Annotated in this window: 12 protein-coding genes; 5 read left to right on the top strand and 7 right to left on the bottom strand. The window is 55.9% G+C overall.

Annotated elements, in window-relative coordinates; translation table 11 throughout:
- Nucleotides 1-127: 127 nt before the first annotated feature.
- Nucleotides 128-1,384 carry a valine--pyruvate transaminase gene (gene avtA, locus V4835_RS22700; protein WP_213330172.1) on the bottom strand — a complete coding sequence of 419 codons (1,257 nt, stop codon included), beginning with the start codon at nucleotides 1,382-1,384 and terminating at the stop codon, nucleotides 128-130.
- A gap of 190 nt (nucleotides 1,385-1,574) precedes the next feature.
- Nucleotides 1,575-3,605: an alpha-amylase gene (locus V4835_RS22695; protein ID WP_331413827.1), complete on the bottom strand. Its 2,031-nt coding sequence runs from the start codon at nucleotides 3,603-3,605 to the stop codon at nucleotides 1,575-1,577.
- Nucleotides 3,606-3,919: 314 nt separating this feature from the next.
- Here V4835_RS22695 and V4835_RS22690 point away from each other — a divergent pair, with 314 nt between their 5' ends.
- A complete protein-coding gene (locus tag V4835_RS22690; RefSeq protein ID WP_059347330.1) occupies nucleotides 3,920-4,744 on the top strand; it encodes a protein bax in 825 nt (274 codons plus the stop codon).
- 39 nt (nucleotides 4,745-4,783) lie between these two features.
- Here V4835_RS22690 and xylR read toward each other — a convergent pair whose 3' ends face one another.
- The 4 genes from xylR to xylF form a co-directional block, all read right to left on the bottom strand.
- Nucleotides 4,784-5,962 carry a D-xylose utilization transcriptional activator XylR gene (xylR, locus tag V4835_RS22685; protein WP_331413824.1) on the bottom strand — a complete coding sequence of 393 codons (1,179 nt, stop codon included), beginning with the start codon at nucleotides 5,960-5,962 and terminating at the stop codon, nucleotides 4,784-4,786.
- Nucleotides 5,963-5,995: 33 nt separating this feature from the next.
- The gene (gene xylH / locus V4835_RS22680) at nucleotides 5,996-7,177 is read right to left on the bottom strand and encodes a xylose ABC transporter permease XylH (RefSeq protein ID WP_024909063.1); all 1,182 of its coding nucleotides are present in this window, start codon (nucleotides 7,175-7,177) and stop codon (nucleotides 5,996-5,998) included.
- The gene (locus V4835_RS22675) at nucleotides 7,155-8,696 is read right to left on the bottom strand and encodes a xylose ABC transporter ATP-binding protein (protein WP_331413822.1); all 1,542 of its coding nucleotides are present in this window, start codon (nucleotides 8,694-8,696) and stop codon (nucleotides 7,155-7,157) included. The genes xylH and V4835_RS22675 overlap by 23 nt, the downstream gene beginning before the upstream one ends.
- Before the next feature lie 72 nt (nucleotides 8,697-8,768).
- A complete protein-coding gene (gene xylF / locus V4835_RS22670) occupies nucleotides 8,769-9,761 on the bottom strand; it encodes a D-xylose ABC transporter substrate-binding protein (protein ID WP_032650791.1) in 993 nt (330 codons plus the stop codon).
- A 371-nt stretch (nucleotides 9,762-10,132) separates the two neighbouring features.
- On the opposite strand from xylF, the gene xylA reads away from it, so the two are divergent.
- The 4 genes from xylA (at nucleotide 10,133) to V4835_RS22650 (ending at nucleotide 14,533) form a co-directional block, all read left to right on the top strand.
- Entirely contained in the window at nucleotides 10,133-11,455 is a 1,323-nt protein-coding gene (gene xylA, locus V4835_RS22665; RefSeq protein ID WP_121426086.1) for a xylose isomerase, read from the top strand.
- A 60-nt stretch (nucleotides 11,456-11,515) separates the two neighbouring features.
- Nucleotides 11,516-12,970 carry a xylulokinase gene (gene xylB, locus V4835_RS22660; RefSeq protein WP_331413820.1) on the top strand — a complete coding sequence of 485 codons (1,455 nt, stop codon included), beginning with the start codon at nucleotides 11,516-11,518 and terminating at the stop codon, nucleotides 12,968-12,970.
- 103 nt (nucleotides 12,971-13,073) lie between these two features.
- Entirely contained in the window at nucleotides 13,074-13,613 is a 540-nt protein-coding gene (locus V4835_RS22655; RefSeq protein WP_063145360.1) for an isochorismatase family protein, read from the top strand.
- Nucleotides 13,613-14,533: a GlxA family transcriptional regulator gene (locus V4835_RS22650; RefSeq protein ID WP_331413818.1), complete on the top strand. Its 921-nt coding sequence runs from the start codon at nucleotides 13,613-13,615 to the stop codon at nucleotides 14,531-14,533. Before V4835_RS22655 ends, V4835_RS22650 begins: the two co-directional genes overlap by 1 nt.
- On the opposite strand, the gene V4835_RS22645 is transcribed toward V4835_RS22650, so the two are convergent.
- Nucleotides 14,526-15,521: an acyltransferase gene (locus V4835_RS22645; protein WP_331413817.1), complete on the bottom strand. Its 996-nt coding sequence runs from the start codon at nucleotides 15,519-15,521 to the stop codon at nucleotides 14,526-14,528. The two genes, V4835_RS22650 and V4835_RS22645, sit on opposite strands and share 8 nt — an antisense overlap.
- Between the last annotated feature and the right edge of the window lie 147 nt (nucleotides 15,522-15,668).

Here is a 15,668-nt window from a genome sequence, read left to right as displayed (position 1 = left end):
TAAAACAACAGGAATTATCCTAAATAATCCCTTTAAATAATAGGGAATAAATACTGAAGGATATATCCTTTATATAAGATATAGATCACGGAAAAATTAAGGCTCTTCATTTGAAGAGCCTTATTATTTAACAATTGCCTTCGCGCCAGGCTTTTTCGATTTCTTCGGCGAGGATCTTAACCCCCGCTTCGATTTTTTCCGGATCGGGCACATAGTTCATACGCATGCACTGGTGCGTATGCGGCCACGGCTTATCGAGCCCCGGGAAGAAATAATCGCCCGGTACCATCAGCACGCCGCGCTTTTTCAGGCGCTGGTAGAGCAGTTCGGTGGTGATAGGCAAATCTTTAAACCACAGCCACAGGAAAATCGCCCCTTCAGGCTTGTGGATCAGGCAGCGTTCTTCCGGCAAATAGCGGCGAATTGTCGCAATCGTCTCCTGAACGCGCTGGTAATAGAACGGTTTGATCACGTCATTGGACAGACGCAGCAGGTCGTTGCGTTTAATCATTTCGCACATCATTGCCGGGCCAATGCCGCCCGGTGAAAGGCTGATAATGCCGTTCATATTGGTAATGGCGGTGATGATTTTCTCATTAGCGATGATGATGCCGCAGCGGCTGCCGGGCAGACCGAGCTTAGAGAGGCTCATGCACAGGACGATGTTCGGGTTCCACAGCGGACGTGCTTCGCTGAAGATAATGCCCGGGAACGGCACGCCGTAGGCGTTATCGATCACCAGCGGAATGCCGTGCTGATTCGCGAGCGCATCCAGCTTCATCAGTTCGTCGTCGGTGATCACGTTGCCCGTTGGGTTAGTCGGACGCGATACGCAGATCATGCCCGTCTCTTCACCAATATGCAGATGTTCAAAATCGACGTGATATTTGAACTGGCCTTCCGGCAGCAGCTCAATATTCGGGCGCGCGGAGACGAACAGATCCTCTTCCAGGCCGGAATCAGCGTAGCCGATATACTCCGGTGCCAGCGGGAACAGCACTTTTTTGGTGGTGCCGTCGGCGCGACGCCCTGCGAACAGGTTAAACAAGTAGAAAAACGCGCTCTGGCTGCCGTTTGTCAGTGCAATATTCTGTGGTTCGATATCCCAACCCAGCTCGTCACGCAGCATTTCGGCGAGGAGTGCCAGCAGCTCGGTTTTACCCTGCGGGCCGTCGTAATTGCAAAGCGCATCGGTTGCTTTGCCGCTTTCCAGCATCTGAGCGAGCAGCGTCTGGAAATAGGTCGTCATCTCCGGGATTTGAGCCGGGTTTCCGCCGCCGAGCATGATTGCGCCCGGTGTGCGCAGCCCGTCGTTGAGGTCCTCCATCAGGCGAGTAATGCCTGAATGGCGGGTAAATTTGTCGCCGAAAAGTGAAAACGTCATAGCAGGTGATCTGTCGAGCTTATTTTGAAAGTGGGTAACCATAACGCTAGCACCGTGCTGGTGCAAATCGGGTGATGTGGTCGGATTTGTTGTTTTGTATGGTGGATTTTGATTTGTGTAGTGAATAGTTCTGGTGGGATTCCCCTCACCCTAACCCTCTCCCACAGGGAGAGGGAACTGGCGTGTGCCGTTATTGATTACCTGCCCATACCACCATCACCTTATCGCCCTTGTGCTCGCGCACGAAGCCGTACCCCTCTTTCAGCGACAGCGTGGTTTGCTTGCCTTCACCAATCGCCGGATGGCGGGCGCGGAACTGGCCCAGCGTTTGCCAGTGGGCGACGGTTAGGGCCTGCTTGCCCGTGACGTCCTGCCAGTTCATATCCGAACGGGTGCCCTGCAGCGGGTCGGAGCCTGTGGGGCCGAACGGACGCTCGGATTCATCCCCGTAATAGATTTGCACGCTGCCCGGCGCCAGCAGAAGCAGCTCTGCCGCGCGTTGGCCCCCTTCACGGAACAGGCGCGTATCGTGTGATGAGAGATAGCTCAGCACGTTGAAGCTTTGCAGCTTCTCCGCCATCTGCTGCCAGGTGAGATCCATATCGGCCAGGCAATCCACCGCTTTTGCCGCCTGCTCCTGATAATCAAAGTTGATCATCGCATCAAAACCGTGGCGGTAATAATCGCTTTGCATCACCCCGTGGCCCCAGGATTCCCCGGTCATCCAGAACGGTGCGTTGTCGAGCTTTTTGTCCGGGTTCGCTCCTTTCCAGGCGGCCAGCGCCTGGCTTGCCTGGTCTTTCAGCTGTTGCCAGGCCGCAAGCTCAACGTGTTTTGCCGTATCCACCCGGAAACCGTCGATGCCGTAGTCACGGACCCACTGGCTGAGCCAGTGGGTCAGATAATCGCGCGGGGTATATCCCGTGATGGCCTTCGCATGGGTGTCGGGCTTGTGTTGGTAAAAGTTTGGCAATCCGGAAGGCGTCGTGGATTCCGTTTTCAGATCCGGCAGAAATGCCAGCGACATGGTCAAATCATCAAAGCCAGGGTTGTCGTAATCGCCGATATCGGTGCGGATCCACTTTTTACCCCACCATTTTTCCCATGCGGCTTTGTCGCTAAAGTTGATGTAGTCGTTAAAGCTGTGCCAGCTTTGGCCCGCGCCCGGCTTCCAGTCCGTCCAGCGTTCTCCCAGCGTCTTTTTCAGCTCATCACCCTGCAGGTACAGGGCACCAAACTGATACTCCTGCATGTCTGCCAGGGTGGCATAACCAACGTGGTTCATGACGATATCGAACAGAACGCGGATCCCGCGCTTGTGCGCTTCGTCGACAAGCTGGCGCAGGTCATCCTCAGTGCCCATATTGGCGTCGAGCTTTGTCCAGTCCTGGGTGTAGTAGCCGTGATAGGCGTAGTGAGGGAAATCTCCTTTTGTGCCACCGCCTACCCAGCCGTGGATCTGCTCAAGCGGAGAGCTTATCCAGAGCGCGTTCACCCCCAGCTGCTGTAAATAATCGAGCTTGCCGGCGAGTCCCTTGAGGTCACCGCCGTGGAAGGTGCCAATCTCCTGCATGCCGTCTTTATGGCGACCGTAGCTGTTGTCGTTGCCCGGGTCACCATTCACATAACGGTCGGTCAGCACAAAATAGACGGTGGCGTTTTGCCAGCTAAACGGCGCAGGCTTGTCGGTTTCCGCACGCTCAAGCAGCAGCAGGCCGTTACTGTTGGCGGCTGGCTGCAGGGTTATTTTTCCATTCTGCACCGTCGCCGTTTGTTTACTGTAGTAGTCGCGCACGACGGAGCCTTCCGGGAAGGTATTGCTGACGTCCAGCGTCAGCGGTTTGCCGTCCCACTTCGGACACTGGCGGATGACGTTTGCAACCGGCTGTTCTGCGGCACTCTGAATCGTCAGCAGCAGGGTGGGCGTGCCGGAGCGGGTATCAATCCGCATCTGGTAGTCACCGTCGCGGAAAAGGCGCCACTGCGGCGGCGTGCCGTCACAGGGCTTGAGCGACAGCATCTCGTTGAGTTTTATCGCGTCCGCAGGCTGCCAGCACGTCTTGTCAAAACTCAGCGTCAGAGGACGCGTACCCTTCGCAAGCTTTGCCTGGCTGGTAAAGACCCCTGTGCCTTCAGCGCTAAAGGCGCTAAACCCCGGCGATGACCAGTTGGCATGCGCCAGTGCGGGTAACATCAGAAAGGCTAATGCGGTACGTTTCATTCCTTTTTCCTGTCGCGGCATTTTTGACCAGTGTGCCATCAGGCGGTGGGCAAAAACTCATCCCCCGTCGCTTTCTGCCAGGAGGATGCGTGAGGATGAGTGATCTCGCGCAAAATTAGGCAGTTATCTGCGATAGCGCACACAGTTTTCGTGGAATGATGTTTTTATGAGCAAGTTTCAGGTGACATAGTTTCGGAATTGGACTATTTCTATACGTGCTCTTGAAGTCTATTTTTGATATGATTTGAGATTCCGCTCTCAAATTTGTGAAAAAAATAAGGTGTTGGGATGATTACATCCGACCAGGAGACCTAATGATATCGACTCCCATTCGACGATATGGGGCTGCGATACTCATGTTACTCACCACGGCATTTTCGGGTGAGGTGCTTGCGAAGACGCACACGGATACAACGAGTAAGAAAGCCCACGTAATACAGACGACAAGTAGTAAGGTTAGCAGTAAACAAGAGTATTCTCGCAATAGTGCAAAGAGTAGTTCACTTCCTGATTTGCGAAAATACCCTTCCGGAACACCAAGGAAAAAAGCGTTTCTCCGGACGGTAATGCCTTACATCACGAGTCAAAATGCCGCGATTACTGCGGATCGTAACTGGCTGATTTCCAAGCAGTACGATAGCCGCTGGTCGCCGTCAGAGCGCGCGCGTCTGAAAGATATCACGAAGCGCTACAAGCTGAGCTGGAACGGTAACACCCGCCGTGTGCCGTGGAATGCTCTCCTTGAGCGTGTGGATATCATCCCGGGCAGCATGGTTGCGACCATGGCTGCTGCCGAAAGCGGCTGGGGGACGTCTAAGCTTGCGCGTAGCAACAACAACCTTTTCGGCATGAAATGTGTGAAAGGTCGTTGTAATAATGCCCCTGGCAAAGTGAAAGGCTATTCGCAGTTTGAATCTGTGAAAGATTCCGTCAGCGCCTACGTGGTGAATCTGAACACGCACCCGGCCTACTCATCGTTCCGTAAATCACGCGCTCAGCTGCGTAAGGCGGACCAGGAAGTGACGGCCAGTACGATGATCCACAAGCTTAAAGGTTATTCGACAAAGGGACAAAGCTATAACAACTATCTGTTCGCCATGTACCAGGATAACCAGCGCTTAATCGCCGCCCATATGTAATCTCAAAAAAACGCCTTCCACCGGAAGGCGTTTTCTTTTCTAGATCAGCACCTCGCTGTGGCGATCCCGATACTCCTTCGGTGTGGTGTCATACTCTTTGCGGAACACCGAATAGAAATATTGCAGGGACGGGTAACCGCACATCTGCGAGATTTCGTTGATCGACAGCGATGTGGAAATGAGCAGGCTGCGTGCTTTCTCCAGCTTTTCAGCATGGATGACGGCATGAATGGTTTCGCCCACCTCTTCTTTAAAACGCTTCTCCAGATTCGAACGCGAAATGCCTACCGAATCCAGCACCTGATCGACCTTTATCCCTTTGCAGGCGTGGTTGCGAATATAGTGCATGGCCTGAATGACGGCCGGGTCGCTTAAGGAGCGATAATCGGTTGAGCGACGTTCTACGACGCGGACAGGAGGCACGAGCAGGCGCTGAAGCGGCAGAGATTCTTTATCCAGCAGACGATGCAGCAGCTTCGCCGCCTGATAACCCATTTGACGCGTGCCCTGTGCAACGGAGGAGAGCGCCACGCGAGACAGATAGCGTGTCAATTCTTCGTTATCAATGCCAATCACGCACAGCTTTTCGGGCACCGGGATGTGCAAATGTTCGCAGACCTGCAGCACGTGCCGCGCGCGGGCGTCCGTCACGGCAATAATACCGGTTTGCGGCGGCAGCGTTTGCAGCCAGTCCGCCAGGCGGTTTTGCGCGTGTTGCCAGTTTTCCGGCGCGGTCTCCAGCCCCTGGTACACCACGCCGCGATACTTTTCCTTCGCGACCAGCTGGCAAAACGCGTGTTCGCGCTCAACGGCCCAGCGCTTGCCGCTGGTGGACGGTAACCCATAAAACGCGAAGCGATGGACGCCTTTCTCTTTTAAATGAAGAAAGGCGGCCTCGACCAGGGCATGGTTATCGGTGGCAATATAGTGAACCGGCGGATAGTGTTCGGGCGAATGGTAGGAGCCGCCGACGCCCACAATCGGGACGTCGACGTCGGTCAGCAGCTGTTCGATGACGGGATCGTCATAGTCCGCGATGACGCCATCGCCCAGCCACTCTTTGATGTTCTCCAGACGGGTGCGAAAATCTTCTTCAATAAAAATATCCCATTCGGATTGCGACGCCTGCAAATATTCACCAACACCTTCCACCACCTGACGGTCGTAGGCTTTATTGGCATTGAATAACAACGTAATGCGGTGACGCTTTTCAAACATGGCTCACTTCCCAATTAAGTCACAATACGGTTATCAGGCCCGTCGCTTGGTGGCTGAGTCCATCCAGACTGCCAGTAAAAGAATGGCCCCCTTGACGATATACTGCCAAAACGTCGGGACGTCCATCATACTCATCCCGTTATCCAACGATGCCATGATAAATGCCCCCATGACCGCGCCCGCCACGCTACCGATACCCCCTGCGAGGCTGGTGCCGCCAATGACGCAGGCGGCGATAGCATCCAGCTCGGCGATGTTACCGGCGGAGGGAGAGCCAGCGCCCAGACGCGAGCTGAGGATCAGCCCGGCGATAGCGACCATCAGGCCGTTTATGGCGAAGACCGCCAGCTTGGTGCGCTCGACATTGATACCCGAGAGGCGGGCAGCTTCAAGATTGCCGCCAATGGCATAAATACGGCGGCCAAACGCGGTGCGCGTGGCCATAAACATGCCGCCCAGCAGTAAAAGCGCCAGCAGCAGGACGGGGGTCGGAACGCCGCGATAGTCGTTTAAAAGCCAGATGGCGCCCAGCACAATGACCGCCGTGAGCGCCTGACGCCCCACCACCGAGGTTGACGCCGGAGAAGCCAGCCCCAGCGCCTGACGACGCATACGACCACGCCACTGCCACGCGACAAACGCCAGCAACCCAATCACTCCGAGGGTAAAGCCCACGCTATCTGAGAGGTAGCTTTGGCCAATCTGCGACATGGCCGCGCTGGTCGGGGAGACGGTGGTACCGTTAGTGATGCCGATTAAGATCCCGCGGAAGGCCAACATCCCCGCCAGGGTGACAATGAACGATGGCACCTTACGGTAGGCAACCCACCAGCCGTTCCAGGCTCCCAGAACCAGACCCAGCACCAGCGTGACCGCCACGGTCAGCGGCAGCGGCCAGCCGAGCCAGACGTCAAAAATCGCCGCCACACCCCCGAGGAGCCCCATCATCGAACCGACCGACAGGTCGATTTCCGCGGAGATAATCACGAACACCATGCCCACGGCCAGAATGCCGGTGATGGCGGTCTGGCGGAGCAGGTTGGAGACGTTACGCGCGCTTAAGTACGAGCCATCGGTCATCCAGGTAAAGAACAGCATGATGACGATAATTGCCGCGATCATCACGAAAACCTGCAGGTTAAGCGCTTTTAACCCCGCAAACGCACCGGGCGTCGGAACAGCGACTTTGATATCAGACGGATTGCTTTTCGACATGACGTTCGCTCCTTAAAGCGGCTTCCATCACCTGCTCCTGCGTCAGGTTCTGGTTAATCAGGTTGGCTTTCAGTTTTCCCTCGTGCATGACCAGCACGCGGTCGCTCAGGCCGAGCACTTCGGGTAACTCAGACGAAATGACAATGACGGCAATCCCTTGCTGTACAAGCTGATTAATCAGTTTGTAGATTTCATATTTGGCACCGATATCAATCCCGCGCGTGGGCTCATCAAGGATTAATATGCGTGGATTGAGAAGCAGGCAGCGCGCCAGAATCGCCTTCTGCTGGTTTCCCCCGCTCAGGCGGCCAATCGCCAGCTCCGGTGAGGAGGTTTTGACCTTCAGCCGGGCAAGCGACTGGAGAATGCACTGCTGCTCGGCGGCGTCGTCCAGGCTGCTCAGCGCCCCGGAGAACCGATCGAGTGCCGCAAGCGTAATGTTTTTACCCACCGCCATGACCGGCACGATGCCGTCTTTTTTGCGATCTTCCGGGACCATGGCAATGCCGCGGGCAATCGCCTGCTGGCAGCTGTCGATTTTCACCGGCTGGCCGTCGATATAAATCGTGCCCTCCCAGCGCCCCGGCCACACGCCAAACAGACACTGTACGGCCTCCGTGCGCCCGGCACCGACGAGGCCCGCAATCCCAAGAATTTCTCCGCTGTGAAGGGAAAACGAGACGTTATTGACGCGCTTGATGTGGCGGTTAACGGGGTGCCACGCGGTCAGGTTTTCCACGCGCAGCACTTCATCGCCCGTTGCGTGGGGTTCATTCGGATAAAGTGCCGTCAGCTCGCGGCCCACCATCATGGTGATGATGTCATCTTCGCTCATCCCGGCGGCTTCACGCGTGCCGATGTGCTGCCCGTCGCGGATCACGCAGATGGTGTCCGAAATAGCTTTGACCTCGTTCAGCTTGTGCGAAATGTAGATACAGGCGATACCGTGGTTTTGCAGATCGCGGATGATATTGAGCAGAACCGCGGTTTCCTGTTCGGTGAGCGAGGCCGTCGGCTCATCAAGGATCAGCAGCCTGACCTGTTTATTTAGCGCTTTCGCTATTTCGACCAGCTGCTGTTGCCCGAGGCCCAGATCCCCCACGCGGGTATCCGGGGAAATGTTGAGGCTCACCTGCGCCAGCAGCTTTTCGCAGCGGAGCGTCATGGTGTCGTAATCCAGCACGCCGTGGCGGGAAATTTCGGCCCCGAGGAAAATGTTCTCCAGCACGGTGAGATGCTTCACCAGCGCCAGCTCCTGGTGGATGATGGCGATGCCTTTGCGTTCGGTATCGCGGATGTGTGTCGCCTGGATAACTTCACCAGCAAAGACGATTTCACCTTCGTAGCTGCCGTGTGGGTAGATCCCGCACAGCACTTTCATCAGCGTCGACTTGCCCGAACCGTTCTCACCGCACAGCGAAACCACTTCGCCGGGGTTTAACCGGAGGCTGACGTTGTCGACGGCTTTCACCGTGCCGAAGCGTTTGGTGATGCTTTTCATTTCAAGTAAATAAGGCATAACCGCTCCACATAACCCGAGGGAAGAACAGTACAACGTGATGCGCCCCCGCAGAGCAGGGGCCGCGCCGGATTACAGTTCGCTCTTCTTGTGGAAACCGTCTTTAACCACGGTGGCGTCAATGTTCTCTTTGTTGACTTCAATCGGTGTGAGCAGGCGAGCCGGAACGTCTTTCAGCCCGTTATTCAGGGTCGCGTCTGCTTTAGGTTGTTTGCCATTGCCCAGCTCTACGGCGATTTCCGCCGCCGTATTGGCCAGCTGGGTAATCGGTTTGTAGACCGTCATGGTTTGAGTGCCTGCGATAATGCGTTTTACGCCAGCCAGATCGGCATCCTGTCCTGAAATGGCGACTTTACCGGCCAGCCCCTGGGCGCTCAGGGCCTGGATAGCGCCGCCTGCGGTGGCATCGTTGGAGGCCACAACCGCGTCAATTTTGTTATTGTTGGCCGTCAGCGCGTTTTCCATGATCTTCAGCGCGTTTTCTGGCAGCCAGCCGTCGGCCCACTGATCGCCAACTACTTTAATTTTCCCGTTGTCGATGTACGGCTTAAGGACTTTCATTTGCCCTTCGCGGAACAGTTTGGCGTTGTTATCCACCGGAGAGCCGCCCATCAGGAAATAATTGCCCTGAGGCACTTTGTCGATCAGGCTTTGCGCCTGTAATTCCCCGACTTTTTCATTGTCGAACGAAATATAATAATCAATGTCCGCATTATTAATCATGCGGTCATAGGCCAGGACTTTTATGCCTTCCTGTTTGGCTTCTTTCACCACGTTACTTAATACCTGGCCGTTATAGGGGATAATGACCAGAACATCGACGCCACGGTTGATCATATTCTCGATCTGCGACATTTGTGTTTCTTCGTTGCCGTTAGCCGACTGAACAAACACGCTGGCGCCGAGGGATTCTGCTTTTTTAACAAAAATATCGCGATCTTTTTGCCAGCGCTCCAGACGCAGGTCGTCAATCGCCATGCCAATTTTGACCTCTTTGGCATGTCCTGCAAAGCTTGCAAGGAGGAGCGTAGTGCAAAGCGTTAGAGTCAGGTTCTTTATCTTCATAATTATTAGGCCTTTTTGTAGGGGTATGTGTTGCTGAGATAAAAGAAACATTCACTGCTGAGACGCAGCAAATTTTTAACGCGGAAAGGCGGGCTGGCAATTACAGATTTTTATCTTCTCATTATGATATTTGGTTTATTTCTGAATTTATGACCGCGATCGGATTTTAAAATACGTAACGTCTTAATTACATTTGATTCTGGAATATGCGCCGAAAAATAGTTTGCCTGCGCATTATTTTGCGAGCCAGCGCACAGTTGTGCATTCTCTCAATAGCAGTGTGAAATAACGTAATTGAGCAACCCAAAATGTCTATTCACTATTACTCCTGTATCAACGACTCGCCGCATACCCTGATTATGGAGCTCAATATGCAAGCTTATTTCGACCAACTCGATCGTGTTCGTTACGAAGGCCCAAAAACGACCAATCCTTTAGCATTTCGTCACTACAACCCGGATGAGCTGGTGCTGGGTAAGCGCATGGAAGATCATCTGCGCTTTGCCGCCTGTTACTGGCATACCTTCTGCTGGAACGGCGCCGATATGTTCGGCGTGGGTTCCTTTGACCGCCCGTGGCAGCAGCCGGGTGAGGCCATCGAGCTGGCGAAACGCAAAGCCGATGTGGCGTTTGAGTTCTTCCACAAGCTGAACGTGCCGTACTACTGCTTCCATGACGTGGACGTGTCGCCGGAAGGCGCGTCGCTGAAAGAGTATCTGAACAACTTCGCGCAGATGGTGGATGTACTGGCGGCGAAACAGCAGCAAAGCGGCGTGAAGCTACTCTGGGGCACGGCAAACTGCTTTACCAACCCTCGCTACGGCGCGGGCGCGGCAACCAACCCGGATCCGGACGTGTTTAGCTGGGCGGCCACGCAGGTGGTGACGGCAATGAACGCCACGCATCAGCTGGGCGGTGAAAACTATGTCCTGTGGGGGGGCCGTGAAGGCTATGAAACCCTGCTGAACACCGACCTGCGTCAGGAGCGCGAACAAATTGGCCGCTTTATGCAGATGGTTGTCGACCATAAGCACAAAATCGGCTTCCGCGGCACGCTGCTGATCGAGCCGAAACCGCAGGAGCCGACCAAGCACCAGTATGACTACGACGTGGCAACGGTGTATGGCTTCCTGAAGCAGTTCGGTCTGGAAAAAGAGATCAAAGTGAACATTGAAGCCAACCACGCTACGCTGGCGGGGCACTCTTTCCATCACGAGATCGCGTCTGCGATCGCGCTGGGTATCTTCGGCTCTGTCGATGCGAACCGCGGCGATGCACAGCTGGGCTGGGACACCGACCAGTTCCCGAACAGCGTGGAAGAGAATGCGCTGGTGATGTACGAGATCGTCAAAGCGGGCGGTTTCACCACCGGCGGCCTGAACTTTGACGCCAAGGTGCGTCGCCAGAGCACCGACAAATACGATCTGTTCTACGGCCATATTGGCGCGATGGACACCATGGCGCTGGCGCTGAAAGTGGCGGCTCGAATGATTGAAGACGGCGAGCTGGATAAACGCGTAGCGAAGCGTTACAGCGGCTGGAACAGTGAGCTGGGCCAGCAAATTTTGAAAGGGCAGTTATCGCTTGCGGAAATCGCAAAGTACGCTGAACAACATCAGCTGGCACCGCAGCACCAGAGCGGGCACCAGGAACTGCTGGAAAACCTGGTCAATCATTACCTGTTCGATAAATAACAGCATCCAGGCCCGGTAAGCGCAGCGCCACCGGGCATTTCTGTCAAAGGAGTCACCACAATGTATATCGGGATCGATCTTGGCACATCGGGTGTGAAAGCCATCCTGTTGAGCGAGCAGGGCGACGTGCTAGCAACGCAGACGGAAACGCTGCAGGTTTCACGTCCGCATCCGCTGTGGTCGGAACAGGATCCGGAGCAGTGGTGGCAGGCGACGGATCGCGCAATCAAAGCCTTAGGTGAGCAGCACAGCCTGCGCGACGTGAAAGCGCTGGGGATTGCCGGACAAATGCACGGCGCTACGCTGCTCGATAGCCAGCATCGCGTGCTGCGTCCTGCGATCCTCTGGAACGATGGCCGCTGCGCGGAAGAGTGTGCGCTTCTCGAGGCGCGCGTACCTGCCTCCCGCGAGATTACCGGCAACCTGATGATGCCCGGCTTTACTGCGCCTAAGCTTCTGTGGGTGCAGCGCCACGAGCCGGAGATTTTCCGTCAGGTGGCGAAAGTCCTGCTGCCGAAAGACTATCTGCGCTTTCGCATGACGGGCGATTTTGCTTCCGACATGTCTGATGCCGCCGGCACGATGTGGCTCGACGTGGCGAAGCGCGACTGGAGCGAGGCGATGCTGGACGCCTGCCATCTGACCCGTGAACATATGCCCGCGCTGTACGAAGGCTGTGAGGTGACGGGCGCGCTGCTGCCAGCCGTTGCTGAGCGCTGGAATATGCCTGCCGTACCGGTGGTGGCCGGGGGCGGCGATAACGCGGCGGGCGCTGTCGGTGTTGGCATGGTTGAGGCGGGCCAGGCGATGCTGTCGCTGGGGACGTCTGGCGTCTATTTTGCCGTCAGCGACGGGTATCGCAGTAATCCAGAAAGCGCTGTGCACAGCTTCTGTCATGCTCTTCCCGGGAAATGGCATTTGATGTCGGTGATGCTCAGCGCGGCGTCCTGCCTGGACTGGGCGGCAAAACTCACCGGCATGGCCGACGTTCCGGCGCTTATTTCTGCGGCGCAGCAGGCGGATGACGCTGCGGGTACCGTCTGGTTTTTACCGTATCTTTCCGGCGAGCGTACGCCGCACAACAATCCGGAAGCAAAAGGGGTGTTCTTTGGCTTAACCCATCAGCATGGCCCGGCAGAACTGGCGCGCGCGGTTCTGGAAGGCGTAGGCTATGCCCTGGCCGACGGGATGGACGTGGTGCACGACTGCGGTCTGAAACCGACGAGCGTCACCCTGATTGGCGGCGGTGCGCGAAGCGCTTACTGGCGACAGATGCTGGCGGATATCAGCGGTTTGCAGCTGGATTTCCGCACCGGCGGGGATGTCGGACCCGCGCTCGGCGCCGCGCGTCTGGCGCAGATAGCTATGAACCCGGAACAGCCGCTTTCGCAACTGTTGCCGCAGCTTACGCTTGAACAGGCGCATGTGCCTGACGCGGCGCGCCATGCGCGGTACGCGGAAAGGCGCGACGTGTTCCGCAAAATCTACCAGCAGCTGCTGCCGCTGATGTCGTAAATACGCTTGTCCGGGAGAGGCACGAGGATGTCCTTTTTTGGTCTGTGCGTGCCTTCATTTCCTTGCCAGTATGGTGTCACACCCACTGGCGAGGAGATCCATCATGTCACGCACTGCATTAATCAACATCGATACTCAGCAGTCATTTCACCACCGCAATTACTGGCAGGAAAGCGAGATCCCTGCCTTTCAGCAGGCGATGCTGGGGCTGATTGAAGGCTGCCAGGCGCGCAATATTCCGGTCGTTGATATTTTTCACGTAGATGAAGACGGTCCTTTCACCCTGGAAAGCGGCTATGTCAAACCGATGGCCTTTTTGCGTCATCAGCCGGATGTTGTTTTCCAGAAACACGTCCATAATGCGTTTACGGATACCGGGCTTGACCGCTGGCTGCGCGAGCGTGATATCAACAGTGTAATTATCTGCGGCATTCGCACTGAACAGTGCTGCGAAACCACCGCCCGGGTGGCATCCGATCTGGGTTATGCTGTGACCTTTGTCAGTGAGGCAACGCTGACGTTTCCCATGACGTACAAGGGCATTACCCTTAGCGCAGCGGAAATTCGCCATCGTACCGAGACGGTACTGTCCGGGCGTTTTGCCGAGATTAAAACGGTAGCGGAGACGCTGGAGTCCCTGTAATGAGCATCGACGTCTGGTTCGTGATGTTGCCCGGGGTGCTGTCATTAGACATGACCGGCCCGGCTGAAACCTTTGTGCTGGCAGGCGACGCGTTTCGTCTGCATTACATTGGCCCGCAGCCGGAGGTTCCGACGTCGATAGGCCTGACGATGAGCGGCATCCAGCCGCTGCTGGAGAGCCTGCCATCGGGCAGCTTGCTGGTCTTGCCGGGGGTGAGCGACTCCCGCGTTCAGTTCTCAACGCCACAGGCGCAGCAGATCCAGCACTGGCTGATGCGCCTGCAGCCGCAGATCCAGCGCCAGGAGATCGCCGTGATGTGCGTCTGTTCAGGGGCCTTACTGGCGGCGAAATCGGGCCTGCTGAACAACCGACAGTGCACAACCCATCATGATGTTATTAGCCGTTTACGCACCGCTGCCCCCACGGCGGCGTTTAAAGAAAACCGCATATTTGTGCAGGATGAGAATATCTGGACCAGCGCGGGGATCACGTCGGGCATCGATCTGGCGCTGCACATGATTAACCGCCTGTGCGGCCCCGAAAAAGCGCTGACCGTGGCGCGTGAGATGGTGGTCTGGTTCCGCCGTTCGGGTGACGATCCCCAGCTATCTCCGTGGCTACGCTACCGCAATCATCTTCATCCGGCGATTCATCGGGCGCAGGATGCGCTCACCGCCGAGCCGCAAAAAACGTGGAGCTTGCCTGACATTGCCGCACTGGCGCACGTCAGCCCGCGTCATCTCACCCGGCTTTTCCAGTCACATTTAGGCATTAGCGTTCGCGATTATCTGGAGCAACTGCGTCTGGCGGTGGCGGAGCAGTGGCTATTGCAGGGGCGCGGCGTGGAGCAGGCTTCACTGGCGGCAGGGTTTTCCTCCCCGCGCCAGTACCATCGCGCCCGGCAGCGAAGCATTAGCTGACGAAGCGGCGAGCGTCTATTTTTTGCAGCAGCATCGACAGCAGCAGGCTGATCGCCAGCGTGGCGGCAAAAATCCAGACGATATCCAGCACCGGCCAGCTTTTTAGCTCAACGCCTCTCGTGCGCAGCGCGTGGATCACCAGCGCGTGAAAACCGTAAATCCCGAGAGAGTGCCGGGAGATCAGACTCAGCACGGGCAGGGGACGCGCGTTCAGGGTGTTTTTGGCGAGCGTGAGCAGCGAAACGGCACAGATAAAGACCATCGGCCCGCAATACAGATACCAGGTATCGGCAAAATTGCCGCGCCACTGCAGCTCGTGCAGCGTCCCGCGTGAAATCACCGCCACGCCAGCGATAAACAGCGCTCCGCAGAGCCAGTTCAGACCGCGTTTTTGCGTGTCCATCATCCCGATGGCGCGCCCCAGCATGCCGTAAAGCACGTAGTAAAAAGTATCGCCGTTGATATAGAGATTGACCGGCAGCCACTCAAATCCGTCGATTTTCTGTGAGAGCGTATTCGGGTTGGCGATAATGCCAGCCACCGCCATCAGGGCCAGCAGCATTTTACCGCTGACGTTCTTTACCTGGATGAGCGGGGAGACCAGATAGATAACGATAATGGCGAAGAAGAACCACAGGTGATAGAACACCGGTTTTTGCAGCACGTATTTCAGCGAAAGCCCGGCGTTAATCGAGGTGAACAGGGTGATATAGAGCAGGGCAACGGCGCTGTAGAACCCCAGACAGGCCGCGATGCGAATGAAATGCCTCGGCTGCGCGCTGCGCTCGCCAAAAAAGAGAAAGCCGGAAATCATAAAGAACAGCGGCACGCTGACGCGTGACGCAGAGTTGAGAATATTGGCGATATCCCAGTTAACGGGGCTGATGCTGTGGGCATTCGTGACGTACCAGGTCGTCGTGTGGATCATGACCACCATCAGACACGCTATTCCTCGCAGGTTATCAATCCAGTTAATTTTTGACTGCATCAGTTCCTCGTATTCCCTGTAAATTGAGTGTGACTGCCGTTGTCCAAAAGTCTTCGTTTGGAAAATTCTGAGTTTTATTCAGCAGGCTTGTAGGGAGGCCGCGAGATTCGCAGAATGCCGGACCGTAATCTATAAAAGCTTTGATAC

Source organism: Enterobacter cloacae complex sp. CARB60, assembly GCF_036487345.1.
GTDB lineage: Bacteria > Pseudomonadota > Gammaproteobacteria > Enterobacterales > Enterobacteriaceae > Enterobacter > Enterobacter asburiae_D.
This window is presented reverse-complemented; position numbering and strand designations above follow the sequence as displayed.